9 protein-coding genes, 5 tRNA genes and 1 other RNA gene are annotated in these 14,174 nt (G+C 42.2%); 13 read left to right on the top strand and 2 right to left on the bottom strand.

Annotated features, from left to right (window positions below; translation table 11 throughout):
- Nucleotides 1–129: 129 nt before the first annotated feature.
- From NQT65_RS12140 to NQT65_RS12100, 9 genes are all read left to right on the top strand, one after another.
- Nucleotides 130–205 (top strand) — tRNA-Phe (locus NQT65_RS12140).
- 71 nt (nucleotides 206–276) lie between these two features.
- Nucleotides 277–352 (top strand) — tRNA-Thr (locus tag NQT65_RS12135).
- Between the two features lie 98 nt (nucleotides 353–450).
- Nucleotides 451–526: transfer RNA gene (locus NQT65_RS12130), tRNA-Phe, on the top strand.
- 57 nt (nucleotides 527–583) lie between these two features.
- Nucleotides 584–659: transfer RNA gene (locus tag NQT65_RS12125), tRNA-Thr, on the top strand.
- Between the two features lie 46 nt (nucleotides 660–705).
- Nucleotides 706–781: transfer RNA gene (locus NQT65_RS12120), tRNA-Phe, on the top strand.
- Between the two features lie 410 nt (nucleotides 782–1,191).
- Entirely contained in the window at nucleotides 1,192–1,824 is a 633-nt protein-coding gene (locus tag NQT65_RS12115) for a putative quinol monooxygenase (RefSeq protein WP_055254966.1), read from the top strand.
- Nucleotides 1,825–2,046: 222 nt separating this feature from the next.
- Nucleotides 2,047–3,462 (top strand): TolC family protein, encoded by a 1,416-nt coding sequence (locus NQT65_RS12110; protein WP_256851270.1) that lies wholly within the window; start codon nucleotides 2,047–2,049, stop codon nucleotides 3,460–3,462.
- Nucleotides 3,452–4,768 carry an efflux RND transporter periplasmic adaptor subunit gene (locus NQT65_RS12105; RefSeq protein ID WP_256851269.1) on the top strand — a complete coding sequence of 439 codons (1,317 nt, stop codon included), beginning with the start codon at nucleotides 3,452–3,454 and terminating at the stop codon, nucleotides 4,766–4,768. Before NQT65_RS12110 ends, NQT65_RS12105 begins: the two co-directional genes overlap by 11 nt.
- Nucleotides 4,765–7,848: an efflux RND transporter permease subunit gene (locus tag NQT65_RS12100; RefSeq protein WP_004589597.1), complete on the top strand. Its 3,084-nt coding sequence runs from the start codon at nucleotides 4,765–4,767 to the stop codon at nucleotides 7,846–7,848. The genes NQT65_RS12105 and NQT65_RS12100 overlap by 4 nt, the downstream gene beginning before the upstream one ends.
- 141 nt (nucleotides 7,849–7,989) lie before the next feature.
- Here the strand turns inward: NQT65_RS12100 and ssrS are convergent.
- Nucleotides 7,990–8,173: non-coding RNA, 6S RNA (gene ssrS, locus NQT65_RS12095), on the bottom strand.
- A 193-nt stretch (nucleotides 8,174–8,366) separates the two neighbouring features.
- Here ssrS and NQT65_RS12090 point away from each other — a divergent pair.
- From NQT65_RS12090 to NQT65_RS12075, 4 genes are read left to right on the top strand one after another with little or no spacing between them, the layout of a single operon-like run.
- Nucleotides 8,367–8,921 carry a UPF0149 family protein gene (locus NQT65_RS12090; protein WP_004589599.1) on the top strand — a complete coding sequence of 185 codons (555 nt, stop codon included), beginning with the start codon at nucleotides 8,367–8,369 and terminating at the stop codon, nucleotides 8,919–8,921.
- Between the two features lie 25 nt (nucleotides 8,922–8,946).
- A complete protein-coding gene (gene pepP / locus NQT65_RS12085) occupies nucleotides 8,947–10,269 on the top strand; it encodes a Xaa-Pro aminopeptidase (RefSeq protein WP_256851268.1) in 1,323 nt (440 codons plus the stop codon).
- 15 nt (nucleotides 10,270–10,284) lie between these two features.
- The gene (gene ubiH, locus NQT65_RS12080; protein ID WP_138684328.1) at nucleotides 10,285–11,472 is read left to right on the top strand and encodes a 2-octaprenyl-6-methoxyphenyl hydroxylase; all 1,188 of its coding nucleotides are present in this window, start codon (nucleotides 10,285–10,287) and stop codon (nucleotides 11,470–11,472) included.
- On the top strand, nucleotides 11,469–12,635 hold the full coding sequence (locus NQT65_RS12075) for an FAD-dependent monooxygenase (protein WP_126006025.1): 1,167 nt from the start codon (nucleotides 11,469–11,471) through the stop codon (nucleotides 12,633–12,635). The genes ubiH and NQT65_RS12075 overlap by 4 nt, the downstream gene beginning before the upstream one ends.
- A 303-nt stretch (nucleotides 12,636–12,938) precedes the next feature.
- Here NQT65_RS12075 and NQT65_RS12070 read toward each other — a convergent pair whose 3' ends face one another.
- A complete protein-coding gene (locus NQT65_RS12070) occupies nucleotides 12,939–14,138 on the bottom strand; it encodes an alpha/beta hydrolase-fold protein (protein WP_256851267.1) in 1,200 nt (399 codons plus the stop codon).
- Nucleotides 14,139–14,174 lie beyond the last annotated feature (36 nt).

The raw sequence follows: 14,174 nt of genomic DNA, 5'->3' as shown, positions 1-14,174 counted from the left end.
TAAAAAAAAAGTTGACTTGTAAGGGCAAAACTCGTTTAATACGCCGCACGCCCAGATGGCTCAGTCGATAGCGCTGAGTGGGAATTGCATTAAAAATCATTTATGATTTTTAATTAGCACTGTTAAAGTGCCTCGATAGCTCAGTTGGTAGAGCAGAGGATTGAAAATCCTCGTGTCCCTGGTTCGATTCCGGGTCGAGGCACCATTTATTAAAGTAGTGGTGTTTAATCAATAGTTTAAACGTTATTACGCGTGCCTTAGCACACAGTTTAGTGTGCCGACTTAGCTCAGCTGGTAGAGCAACTGACTTGTAATCAGTAGGTCAACCGTTCGACTCGGTTAGTCGGCACCATTTATTTTAGTAATTTGAAAAGTACATTGTAATCAGTAGTCTGTTCAAGTTACCCGTCGACTCGGTTAGTCGGCACCATTTAATTGCACAGTTTTTGTGCCTCGATAGCTCAGTTGGTAGAGCAGAGGATTGAAAATCCTCGTGTCCCTGGTTCGATTCCGGGTCGAGGCACCATTTACTTTAAGTTCTCAATCTTTAAAATTGAACGTGCCTTAGCACACAGTTTAGTGTGCCGACTTAGCTCAGCTGGTAGAGCAACTGACTTGTAATCAGTAGGTCAACCGTTCGACTCGGTTAGTCGGCACCATTTATTTAAATTAAATGTTTTAAACATTTAATTGCACTGTTTAAGTGCCTCGATAGCTCAGTTGGTAGAGCAGAGGATTGAAAATCCTCGTGTCCCTGGTTCGATTCCGGGTCGAGGCACCATTTATATTAAAGCCCTGCATACACATGCAGGGCTTTTTTTTTGCTTTAAATTTATTATGGACAAAACAGTCCATATTAATTGGGTATATCCTCTCTTTTTCTCCCTTGTTTGCATGCGCATAATTACCTCATCAAAAGGTTAGGTGCTGTTATTACTCACTCCATTTACTCACTCAATATGATTGATTTAAGTAATAAAGTGCAGTGTACCTTTAGCCCTAATAATGCCAATCCGTAATAATATTTAATCATTTAGCGGGGCTAAACGTGTCGCTACCGGCGTTAAAAATTCCTACTTAGAACAACTAAATAGCGAGTTTTTTGCCTAGCTATCAACATGATTTTCAAGCCTCAAAATAGATCACTTAATTAAGCGTATTGGTATAAGTAATTTAAAGCTGGAGCTAATTATGATCACGCAAATTGTTAAGTTTGAAATTAAAGACGAGCACATCGCACAATTTAAAGCGCTACTAGAAGAAGACAAGCAAGGCGCTAAAGCCGAAACAGGTCTTATAGAGATGCGTTTATATCAGGATAAAAACGAGCCAGGCGTCTTTTTTGCTTATGAGCGTTTTGAAGATCAAAATGCAGTTGATTACCATGGCGCACAAGATTACACACAAACGTTATTAAATGCGTTGCCTGAAATCAGCCAATCGGCGCCACAGGTCATGTTATTAGAAAATACAGTGCCAGCTCCGCTGCATGAGCGTAATACAAAAGTTGTTAACCCTGAAGATGATATATGTATTGTGTTTTTTATTTTTAAGATTAAGCCAAGTTTTAAAAATAAAGTCATTGAGCGTTTCGCAACTCATGTAACGCAAACGCGCAGCCAAGAGCCTGGTAACTTAGTGTTTGATTTGTATAGTATTGAAAATAACGACGATACATTAGTTGTTTATGAACATTGGCGCAGTGAATCTGCGTTGTGGGATATTCACTTTAAGCAGCCGTACGCAGTAAAAACAAGCGAATTATTAGCGCAAGCAGTTGTTGGCGATATGCAGCAATATATGAGCTTCGTTAAAGAAATTTAAAGGCTTGTGTTTAACAATATTACTTATCCCGTTTAGCAAATAGTGTATTACACGCTATTTGCTTTTTTGTATAAATACCCTCCAAATTCCCTGCCGGTTTTTATAATAACTGACTATTATGTTAATTCATCGCAACGTATGTAATGTTATGTAAAGTAAGTTGAGCAAAATTTGCCAAAGTGCTTGAATTACATTCATAAATGGCAGTAATTTAGGTTAACTATGATTTGGCAAACTAAGCCAACTTTATTGGCTCTTAGCTTGGTATTGTTGAGCGGCTGTGCGGGTACGCTAAACCCTCAGCAGCGCGAGCAAGCACCCAGCGACATTGCAGCGACATGGCAACATGGTTTAGCACAAAATGCACTTGCAGTAGATCAGCAATGGCTGCAAACGTTAGAAAACCCTTATATTGAAAACCTTGTTAATAAAGCACTAAATAATAATCAGGCTTTGCTGCAAAGTGCCTACGATGTACAAATACAAAAGCAGCAATTAATAATTTCAGGCTCTGCGCTTTGGCCCGATCTTGATTTATCTGCGCAAACTAGGCGCAGTAAAGACAATAGACCTGTAAGTTATGATAATGCCAGCTCTGTCACGCTAGAGCTAAGCTATGAAGTAGATGTGTGGGGAAAGTTATCTGATGCTAAACGCCAAGCCAACCTAAACTACTTAGCGCAACAAGCTAGTTTTGAGCAAGCTAAGCAGCAATTGGTGGCCGATGTTGTCACCGGCTGGTTTGATTTAGTAACCGCCCAGCAGTTACTCGATTTATATAAACGCCGAGAAGAAAACGCACAGCAAAACTTAGATATTATTGAATCGGGCTACCGCCAAGGTATTAATGAAGCACTCGATGTATATTTAGCCCGTAATGAGCTTAATAACGAGCGTACGCGTATTGCTAATCAACAAGCCACGCTTGTAAGCGCGTCGCGTTCTCTAGAGCGCTTATTAGGCGGCTACCCCAAAGGCGATATATCAGCAGAGGTTGAACTGCCTGTTTTTCTTTCGCCGATTAATACCGGTATTCCCTCTGAGCTAATTACACGCAAGCCTCAATTGCGCGCAAGCTGGTACCAGTTATTAGCAAGCGATGCAGGCCTAGCCTATGCACATAAACAGCGTTTCCCTAGTTTAAACTTATCAGCAAGCGTGAGTGATAGCACCGATAGAGTGAGCGATTTATTCTCGCCATCAAGCTTAGCGTGGTCTTTATTAGGCAGTATTTCTGCGCCAATATTCAATGGTGGCCAGCTAAAAGCAAATGAAGAAATAGCACGCTTAAATGCACAAAAACAAGAGCAAGTATATTTAGATACCTTGTACGATGCATTCAGCGATGTTGAAAACGCAATTACTCAGCAGCAATCCTTGCAAGCCAGTTATAAAAGCACGTTAGAGGCACAAGAAAACGCCCTTGCAGCAGAGCAACTGTCGTTTGAGCAGTACCAAAGCGGCTTAGTAACTTACACAACTGTGCTTGATGCCCAGTCGCGCTCTTTTGATGCGCAAAGCTCACTCATTGAAACAAAAAACCAGCTAATTGCTAACCGAATAAACCTATACGTTGCCCTTGGCGGCGATTTTAACGCCCCAACAAGCGAACCTAAGAGCAATAACGATGAAAACTAAATCAGCAAAACTTTTAATCCCAGCCGTAGTGGTGGTGGCCACCATTTTAATTGTTATGTTTATTAAGGGTAATCCACCTGAAGCAAAACGTTTTGGCTCACCTCCTAAAGCCACGGTGAGCGTATCGGTAAAAAAGATTGAGCCACAAGATTACTTAATTTTTATTGATAGCTATGGCACGGTAAAGCCGCGTACTCAAAGTTTGTTAGTTGCTCAAGCATCTGGGCAAATTAATAAAGTAAGTGATGATTTTAGAGAGGGTGGTTTTTTTGAAAAAGGCGATGTACTGCTACAGCTAGATGATAGAGATCATCAGGCTGAGGTCAAATCGGCGCAGGCAGCATTACTTACTGCAGAGCAAAGTTTGTTAGAAGAAAAAGCCCGCGGCCAACAAGCAATTACTGATTGGAAGCGTTTAGGTGGCTCATCGCAAGCGAGCAGCTTAGTACTACGCGAGCCCCAACTAGCGGCTGCACAAGCACAAGTACTTTCAGCACAAGCCGCACTTGAAAAAGCACAGCTTGATTTAGAGCGCACCCAAATTACTGCGCCTTACGCTGGGCGTGTGCTTAGTCGTAATGTAGACCTTGGCCAAGTGGTAAGCGAAAACACAGAACTTGCAACTATTTATGCCATAGACAGCGTTGAAGTGCGCTTACCAATTAAAAATAAAGACCTCTCGTATATTAGTTTGCCAGAGCAATACAGAGATGGCAGTAAAAACCAAGCCGGCTCACTCGTTAAGTTTAAATCTGACTTAGTGGGCGAGCAAACATGGCAAGGGCAAATAATACGCACTGAAGGCGCTATCGATGAAGGTGCGCAGCAATTGTATATTGTTGCGCAAATAAATGACCCTTACAAAGCCACGGCTAATAACCAATACCCAATTAAAATTGGGCAATACATTACTGCGCAAATTAGCGGTAAAACAGTGCCTGATGCGTTAATAATCCCTAATAGTACTATTTACCAAGGCAGCTACGTGTATGTGGTTGAAGAGGGGATGTTAAAGCGTAAAAACATTACGCTTGCATGGCAAAATGCTACACAAGCTATGGTAAAAACAGGCCTTAATGCAGGCGATAAGTTAGTAATTACACCGCTTGGGCAAGTAAGTTCAGGCACAGCAGTAAGCATTTTAGGCGAAACCGATACGCAAAATATGCGAGCAAAAGGCCCAAATGGCGCAGGTAAAGGTAAGCGTCCATCGCGTGAGCAGCTAGAAAAAAAAGCGCAAGAAATGGGAATTAGTGTTGAAGAGCTAATACAAAAACGCCGCGCTGCACAAGGAGATAAGCCATGATCGCTTGGTTTACAAAAAACCATGTAGCAGCCAATTTATTGCTTATTACGTTACTGCTATCGGGTTTATTTAGTTTATCGAGTCAAATACCGCTTGAGGTGTTTCCATCGTTTGAAACAGATCGCATAAGTGTAAGCGTTACTTTGCGCGGCTCAACCCCAGAGGATGTAGAGCAAGGGGTTACCATTCGAATAGAAGAAGCCGTTCAAGATTTAGAAGGTATAGAGCAAATTTCTAGCCGCTCATCAGAGGGCTCTGCGTCGGTAACCATAGAAGTAGAAAGTGGCTACGACCCGCGCGAGTTATTAGCCGATATAAAAAGCCGTGTAGATGCTATAAACACTTTTCCGGCCGATGCTGAAAAGCCTATTGTGGCGCTTGCCGAACGAAAACGCGAAGTAATAGCTGTTACCGTAGCGAGCGATTACGGTGAAAAAGAAACCTTAGAATACGCCGAGCAAGTACGCGACGATATTTTACGCCTTCCGAATGTAACGCAGGTTGAGCTAAGTGGTGTACGCGATTACGAGCTCGCCATAGAAGTAAGCCAAGATACACTTCGCCAATACAACTTAACCCTTGCGCAAATATCTACCGCTGTGGCTAAGTCGAGCTCTGATATTTCGGCTGGTAATTTAAAAACAGAAGGGGGCGATGTACTTATAAGCTCAAAAGGGCAAGCTTACCGAAAAGATGAATTTGCAAACATTGTAGTTAAAAATCAGAGCGACGGTACAGTAATACGCTTAGGTGATATAGCAAACATTAATGATGACTTTGAAGAGACCCCAGTACGTACACGCTTTAATGGTAAACAAGCCGCCTTTATAGATGTATACCGCATAGGGCCGCAAAGTGCGATAGATGTCGCAGATGATGTAAAAAACTACATAGAGTCTAAGCAAAGCTCCTTACCACAAGGTTTTGAATTAAGTTACTGGGATGACGACTCTCAAGTTGTAAAAAGCCGTATTGCTACGCTAACCAGCAGCGCCCTTCAAGGGGGCATTTTAGTACTGGCTTTGCTAACTCTATTTTTACGCCCAGCCATCGCATTTTGGGTGTTTATTGGTATTCCTGTTTCGTTTATGGGCGCATTTATTGCGATGCCTATTTTTGGTGTAACCCTTAATATAATGAGCTTATTTGGCTTTATTTTAGTACTGGGTATTGTGGTGGATGACGCCATAGTAACGGGGGAGAACGTTTATACTCATTTAAAAACCGCAGAGTCGGGCGAACAAGCTGCCATTTTAGGCACGCAAGAAGTAGCAACACCAGTTACCTTTGGGGTACTAACAACCGTAGCAGCTTTTTTACCTTTAGCATTTATTGAAGGCGCGCGGGGTGCCTTGTTTGCACAAATTCCGGTGGTGGTTATTCCTGTATTACTGTTCTCATTAATTGAGTCTAAGTTTGTGCTGCCAGCTCATTTAAAGTACATAAAACTACGTAATCAAAAAACAAAATCATCAAAGCTTGAAGTACTTCAGCAGCGTTTTGCAGACGGATTTGAAAGCGCTATTTTAAAATACTATCAGCCTATTTTAGCTAAAGCATTGCGCTATAAATTAGCGACGGTGAGTTTGTTTGTTGGTGTGTTTTTTATAATTTTAACTTTAATAACCAGCGGTTGGACTAAGTTTGTATTTTTTCCGCGTATCCCAAGCGAAACCGTACGAGTAACATTAACCTTGCCAACAGGCACGCCGTTTGAAGTTACCAATAAGTATGTAATGGATATGTCGCAAAAAGCGCAGTTATTGCAAGACAAATACCGCGATGAAGATACCGGCGAAAGCGTTATATTAAATATTTTAGCCTCAACCGGTGGTCGTGGTGGCGTGTCTAACTCAGGCAGTGTGCGCTTTGAAATAACCCCTGCAGAGAGCCGCGACTCAGACATTGGCTCGCGTGAGCTGGTAAGTGAGTGGCGCGATTTAATAGGGATTATTCCTGGCGCCGAAAGTGTAACCTTTAGGGCTGAAATAGGACGCAGCTCAGACCCTATAGATGTGCAGCTAAGTGGTACATCGCTCGATACGTTACAAAAAATTGCCGAAAGCGTTAAAGCGCGCTTAAGTACTTACCCAACCGTATTTGATATTGCCGATAGCATGTCTGATGGTAAAGAAGAGTTGCAAATAGAGCTTACCGAGCAAGGCTTTGCTTTAGGCTTAAACCGAGTTGATGTAGCAAACCAAGTACGTAACTCGTTTTTTGGCTCGCAGGTGCAGCGTATTCAACGCGGGCGTGACGATGTACGTGTTATGGTACGCCTACCTATTGAAGAGCGCCGCTCTGTAGCCGACTTACAAAATATACTTATTACTACGCCTACGGGCGGCTCGGTGCCACTTTCGCATGTAGCCACATTAATTGCAGGGCAAAGCCCATCTACTATTAACCGAATAGACCGCTACCGCACACTTAACGTGACTGCCGACATAGAAAAAAGCAATACCAACATGACCGCGCTGCAAGCCGACCTAACTGAGTATTTAGATGAATTAATGCAGCAATACCCAGGTGTTGATTACAAGCTAGAAGGTGAAGCTAAAGAGCAAAGAGAGTCGTTTGGCTCGCTTGCTTGGGCATTGTTATTTGTATTTTTTATTATTTACTCACTATTAGCGATACCGCTTAAATCGTACATGCAGCCAATTATTGTAATGAGCGTAATACCGTTTGGCATGATAGGCGCTGTAATAGGGCACTGGGTTATGGGAATGGAGTTAACCATTATGAGCTTACTTGGAATGTTGGCACTTATTGGTGTGGTGGTTAACGACTCACTTGTGTTGGTCGACTTTATTAATAAAAAACGCAGTGAAGGCGGCAAAATTATTGATGCGGTTAAACTTGCAGGGGCTGCACGTTTTCGCCCAGTAATGCTCACTAGTTTAACCACCTTTATTGGTTTAATGCCGCTACTATTTGAAAAGGCGACACAAGCACAGTTTTTAATTCCAATGGCAGTAAGCCTTGGCTTTGGTATTGTGTTTGCTACGTTTATTACGCTTATATTAGTGCCAGTAAACTATATGCTGATGGAGCGTTTTCAAAGCTGGTTTAGATAAATAACGAAATGTGTTCTAGGACTAAGCTGTGGTTGATTAATATCAATTGCAGCTTTTTTTTGCTAAAAATTTATAAAGGTAATAAAGGGTATTTAAAAACAGGGGAGTAGCAAAAAATGCAAAAAAAGAAAAATAAGAAAAGTGTTCCCCAAGCGTGCGGTGTCCGGCGTCAGTCCTGAAACCAGAAGGTTTCAGGGCGGAAAGCTGCGGTCTACCGTAGGCTTCTCGGTACATGCCGAGCTTGCACAATAGTAGACGAACAGAAATCCTGGTATAAAATTTATCGGCTCAGGGACTTAACCAAACTCCGGCACCCCAGGGAACAAGTTCAGTATATAAGACATAATCCATTCCTTAAACCCCAAACGTAAAAAATTGAACCGTTCGAGCAGTTTTTGCCCGCTGGTAACTCGCTATTTACTTATCATGCTACTTTTTGAGCAGGATCATACAATTAATTGGAGTTGCTTTTTATCGAGTGGTAGCATTGCCTTAACTAGCAAAGCGAAGATATAAACATGAGCGACTTACCAGATTACCAAAAAGCCCAGCTGCTTTTAGAAAAAAACGAAATTTTTGTCTCACCGGCAGAAGCGCACGGCGTAATTAGTGGATTACTAGCGTGTGGTTTAAGTATTGATGACAAAGAATACTTAGGCCTATTAAGCGATGTATTTAATGATGGCCAAGCGTTTAGCAACGACCTAAAGCAGTTTTTTGGCACCATTTATAAGCAAGTGGTAGCAAGTTTTAACGATGAAGCTTTTGCGTTCGATTTATTTTTACCAAGCGATGATGAAACACTCATCGATCAAGCCAATGGCCTCGTATCATGGGTTGCAGGGTTTATGCTTGGATTTGGTTTAAAGCAAAAAGATTACGGTAAGTTATCGGCAGATGTAAAAGAAGTTATTAGCGATTTTAGCGAAATTACACGCCTAGATACCATGTTTGACGAAACCGAAGAAGACAGCCAAGCCCTGCATGAAGTGATTGAATATGTACGTGTATCGGCATTGCTTTGTTTTGCCGAGCTTGGCAAAGAAAAAGCACCTAAAAAAACACTACATTAATCTAAATAAAACGGGTTGTTAAAGCATGGTTGAAATACAAAAGTCAGAATTTAAAGCACGCCGTGAGCGTTTACTTGCGAAAATGGATGCAAATAGTGTGGCCATTATTCCTGCGGCCAGTGAAGTAACTCGTAGCCGCGATACGGAATATGCATTTAGACAAGACAGCGACTTTTTTTACTTAACCGGCTTTAACGAACCCGATGCCGTTTTAGTGCTGTGTAATAACAGCGATACGCCAAGTACGTTATTTTGTCTTGATAAAGATAAACTGGCCGAAATTTGGCACGGCCGCAGAATTGGCTTCGAAAAAGCTAAAAATGAGTACTTATTCGACGAAACTTACGCATTAAGTGAGCTAACTGAACAATTATTAGATTTGGTTAACGGTCAGCAGATTTTATTTTATGCACAAGGCGCTTACCCAAGTTTTGATACCAAAGTATTTACCTTGTTAAACACACTTCGCAGCGCGCCTAAAAAAGGCTATCAGGCACCGAGTACGATAAAAGATGTGCGTGGTCTTATTCACGAAATGCGCTTGTTTAAATCGCCAAGCGAAGTAAACATTATGCGTGAAGGCTGCGAAATAAGTGCCCGTGGGCATATGCGCGCAATGCGTTATTCGCACCCTGGTGCTACTGAGTTTCAGCTAGAGGCAGAGCTGCATCATCATTATGCAATGAACGGAGCCCCGCACCCAGCGTACGGCACCATTGTTGGCAGTGGCGATAACGCTAATATTTTGCACTACACGCAAAATAGCGATGTGCTAAAAGATGGCGACCTAGTATTAATTGACTCAGGGTGTGAGTTACAAGGTTACGCTGCCGATATTACGCGTACTTTTCCGGTTAATGGCAAGTTTAGCGAACCTCAAGCCGCGCTTTATAACATTGTACTTAAAGCCCAAGAAGTGGCTTTTGAAGAAGTTAAACCCGGCGGGTTTATGTCGCATGCCAATAAACGTGCAATGGAAGTAATGACTCAAGGTTTACTTGATTTAGGTATTTTAACCGGCGACTTTGATGAGTTAATGGCAAAAGGTGCCTGTAAAGAATATTTCATGCACGGCCTTGGCCACTGGTTAGGCCTTGATGTTCACGATGTAGGCGATTACAAACAAAACAATGTTGAGCGCGCATTTGAGCCAGGCATGGTTTTAACCATAGAGCCTGGGCTTTACATTAGTGAAGATTCAAACGCACCGCAGCAATATAAAGGCATTGGTATTCGTATCGAAGATAATTTACTTATTACTGAGTCAGGGCATGAAAACCTCACCCTGAGTGTGCCTAAAACCATAAACGATATAGAAGCACTTATGCAAAGTGCAAAAAGCGCATAAGCTTGGAGAAATAAAGTGGCTAAGCAGTTTGATGTCGTTGTTATTGGGGGCGGGCTTGCAGGGGCAAGTTGTGCGCTAAGCATTGCTAAAACAAACCCTTCACTCACTATTGCTGTAGTAGAAGCAAACCAAGTAACGGGCGATTACCACCCAAGTTTTGACGACAGAAGTATTGCTCTTGCACAGCAATCGGTTGAGTATTTACAGCAGTTAAATTTATTTGAGCCAAGTGCGCCATACACAGCAGCAATAAAAAAAGTAAGCGTGTCGGATCGTGGTCACTTTGGTAAAGCACATATTAGTTGCGACGAGTTTGCTAAACCGTCATTAGGTTACGTGGTTGAGGTAAACCCGTTTGGCCGCGCACTTTATCAGCGTTTAACGCAAGCGAGTATTGCACTTTATTGCCCCGATAGCGTAAGCGCTATTAAGCAAAGCCTAAACAGTAATGAGGTTACTTTACAAAGCGGCGAGCAACTCAATACTAAACTACTGGTTATTGCTGATGGTGCGCAATCTCCAACCCGTAACTTACTTGGTTTAGGCTTTAATACTCAGCCCTATGAGCAAGGCGCTATTATAGCCAATGTTGAAGTAGCAGGCGGGCATAACAACCATGCGTATGAGCGCTTTACCGAGCACGGCCCGATGGCACTTTTACCAATGAGCAATAACCGTTACTCATTAGTGTGGTGCATGAAACAACAGCACGTTGAGCAGCATACCGTTTTAAGTGAAAGCGACTTTTTAAATGCGCTACAAAGTGCATTTGGTTACCGAGCAGGGCAATTTACAAAAGTGGGCACACGCACAAGCTACCCGCTGGTTTATGGCCAAGCTGAATCATTAACGGCGCATCGTACAGTAGTCATTGGTAACGCTGCGCATGCTATTCACCCTATTGCAGGGCAGGGCTTTAATTTAGGCCTGCGTGATGTACAAGTACTTAGTAATTTAATTGCAACAAGTAAAAACGAGTTAGGCTGTTATGCGTTTACCCGTGAGTATTCACTAAAGCGTAGCAGCGATATAAATACCGTAATGAGTTTAACCGATGCACTGGTTAGGCTTTTTTCAAACTCGTCACGGGTATTAGCGCTTGGGCGCAGCATTGGGCTTTTCTCAATGGATTTATTTCCCGTATTAAAAGCACCGTTGGCCAAGCAGCTAATGGGGCAAGTTAAACAAGGTACACGTTTATGAAGCAAGCACAGGTTTGTATAGTGGGTGGTGGCTGCGTAGGCTTAACCCTCGCGTTAGGACTCGCTAAAGCCAATGTAAGTGTTGTGGTGTTAGACGCCGCGCCAAAGCAATTACCGCCAAGTGATGAATACGCCTTGCGCGTAAGTGCGCTGAGTATTGCAAGCCAAAACCTGTTTGAGCAATTAAACGTGTGGCCACACATAATGGCAGAGCGAGCGTGCGCATATACGCATATGGACGTACGCGATGCCGACAGCTTTGGTAAAATAACCTTTAATAATGAGCAACTTGAGCTTGATCACTTAGGCCATATAGTTGAAAACGATATTATTCGTTTTGCACTTATAAAAGAGCTAGAGCAACAACCAAGTGCCACGTTGATGTTTGATACTGAGTATCAACAAATACACCAAAGTGAGTCTGATGTATTTATAACCCTTAAAAGCGGTGAGCCTATTATTGCTAAGCTGCTGGTGGCGGCCGATGGCGCAAATTCGGCTATTCGTAAACAATTTAATATGGCGCTAAGCTTTAAAGATTACGACCATCATGCATTGGTTGCTACGGTTAAAACCAAAGAGCCACACGCAAACACCGCACGCCAAGTGTTTTTACCAACTGGGCCACTGGCTTTTTTACCCCTTAGCGATGACAACACCCATTCTATTGTGTGGTCTACCAGCCCTAATCATTGCGATGAATTGCTAGCAATGGACGACGCTACTTTTAATAAAGCTGTAATGGCAGCCATAGATGGCCAATGTGGGCTGTGTGAAGTGCAAAGTAAACGCGCAGCATTTCCACTTAAAATGCGCTACGCCCAGCAATGGGTGAGCGGCAAAGTGGTATTAATGGGCGATGCAGCTCACACCATTCACCCACTTGCAGGGCTTGGTATGAACCTAGGCCTAAAAGACGCCGCGTATTTAATTGAGCTACTGACCAGTGATAGTAAAGAGTTTGCGAGTACCCGCACGCTTCGCGATTATGAGCGCACCCGTAAGCTCGACGCGCAAAAGCACATAGCCATGATGCAGGGGCTTAAAGAATTATTTGAAGGGGCCAACCCGGTTAAAAAGCTGATACGTGGAGTCGGGCTATCACTCGTTGATAACCTAGGCCCAATAAAACACCTATTCGCCAAAGAAGCGATAGGCAAATAACGTAGGTTGGGAAGAGCGAAGCGAAACCCAACGTATAAAGTAAAGTAGTTAGTTTTTAGCTATCAGCTTTCAGCTGTTAACTTCCAGCAAAGAAAAACCGATGTTTAGTTTAAACATCGGTTTTTTGTTTTTAAGTGGCTTTAAACAGATTAAAAGCTGCGCTTTTCACGCGAGCAAGCTTTGCGTCTACATGCAAAGTTTAACACTGAGCTTAATTTTACCTGTAGGCGTTTAGCTTGCTGACGCGACGAGCATAGCTCGTAATTACTATCGTTAGTTAAAAAGCGCTTTGCGTTAAATCAGTTACAAATTGGCTTGGGCTTCATTCACCATATCTTGTAGTGCATCAATTAACAGTGGGTCGCGCGAGTTTTGTTTAGCAAGTTTTAGTGCATGCTTCATGCTAGTAACAGCTTCTTTAAACTGTTTATCAGTCGTGTACCCTTGCGATAACCGCATATGGGAGTAAGCAGCATTAGGGTAATCACGAGTAAAGTGTTTAAGTGTAGTTATCGCTTTTTTAGTGTTATCAAACTTTTGCTGGCTGTGGGCAAACTCTACGTACACATCTTGTGGAATTTTAAGATCAAATCCGTACTTATCGCTCAGTGCTTGGTAGTAACCTGAAATAAGCGATACATCGGCAAATTTTCCGTGCTCGTCAGTCACGTTAAAAATTAGGTCACTAAATAAGTGAATTAGGCTATCGCTAAGGGCTGGCAGTATAGTGCCCATATGAGTAAAAGTAGGGTAATGCTTATATTCCCATTTTAGCTGTGTGGGCATTTGTTGTTCTAAATTTACTAACGTATTTAATGCGCCTGTATAAAAACGTGCGCCTTCACTTGCTACACTAATAAATAACTCTTGAGTGCCTTTAGGGTTTTTAGTGTATTTAATAATATTATTTTTTAACTCTTCGTCACTCCACCAACTATTTGGGCTAATAGCTATGTAGTTGTTAAACAATTCAGGCTGATTAACTAAAGTATAAAGCGCTAATGTACCAGCGTTAGAGTGACCAATTAAGGTGTTGTAGCCGTTAGTTGAGTAACTGCTGTTTATATAGGGCATGAGCTCGTCAGACACAAATTTTAAAAAGTTGTCGGTTTGCCCAGCATCAGGCCATTTATTTTTTACAAAGGTTTGAAACTCAGTTTTCGGCTCACCTTCTACTTTAGGTAAGTAATCACGCACGCGGTTAGTTGTATCAATACCAACAAGCATGGCATTAGGTATTTGTTCGTAATCAACTAAGGATTTTATAACACCTGACGCCGTATGAAAGTGCTCAACACCATCTAGTAAATAAATAACATAAAGCGGCTGATCTTCTTTTACAGTGTCAGGTATGAAAATTCTGATAGGCCTGTCTTCGTTAAGTATTTTTGATTGTAAAATGATTTTTTTACCAACGGTTATGTCGGTTGTAGCAGTGTCTGCGTGGCTTAAAAAAGAGGTACTAAAAGCAAGTGTAAATACAAGTGATAGTAAGAGCTTCATAAATATCCTTATTAAATAATGTGTTGCTTAATAATT

The sequence above is a fragment of the Pseudoalteromonas agarivorans genome (assembly GCF_024518735.1).
Lineage (GTDB): Bacteria > Pseudomonadota > Gammaproteobacteria > Enterobacterales > Alteromonadaceae > Pseudoalteromonas > Pseudoalteromonas atlantica.
Note: the sequence above shows the minus strand (reverse complement) of the source record. Positions and strands in the feature narration are given on the sequence as shown.

Bases quoted from the DNA above. Each gene is read 5' to 3' on its own strand.
- NQT65_RS12070 (WP_256851267.1), bottom strand. From the start codon at position 14,138: ATGAAGCTCTTACTATCACTTGTATTTACACTTGCTTTTAGTACCTCT.
- NQT65_RS12105 (WP_256851269.1), top strand. From the start codon at position 3,452: ATGAAAACTAAATCAGCAAAACTTTTAATCCCAGCCGTAGTGGTGGTG.
- NQT65_RS12100 (WP_004589597.1), top strand. From the start codon at position 4,765: ATGATCGCTTGGTTTACAAAAAACCATGTAGCAGCCAATTTATTGCTT.
- NQT65_RS12075 (WP_126006025.1), top strand. From the start codon at position 11,469: ATGAAGCAAGCACAGGTTTGTATAGTGGGTGGTGGCTGCGTAGGCTTA.
- NQT65_RS12110 (WP_256851270.1), top strand. From the start codon at position 2,047: ATGATTTGGCAAACTAAGCCAACTTTATTGGCTCTTAGCTTGGTATTG.
- NQT65_RS12090 (WP_004589599.1), top strand. From the start codon at position 8,367: ATGAGCGACTTACCAGATTACCAAAAAGCCCAGCTGCTTTTAGAAAAA.
- NQT65_RS12115 (WP_055254966.1), top strand. From the start codon at position 1,192: ATGATCACGCAAATTGTTAAGTTTGAAATTAAAGACGAGCACATCGCA.
- pepP (WP_256851268.1), top strand. From the start codon at position 8,947: ATGGTTGAAATACAAAAGTCAGAATTTAAAGCACGCCGTGAGCGTTTA.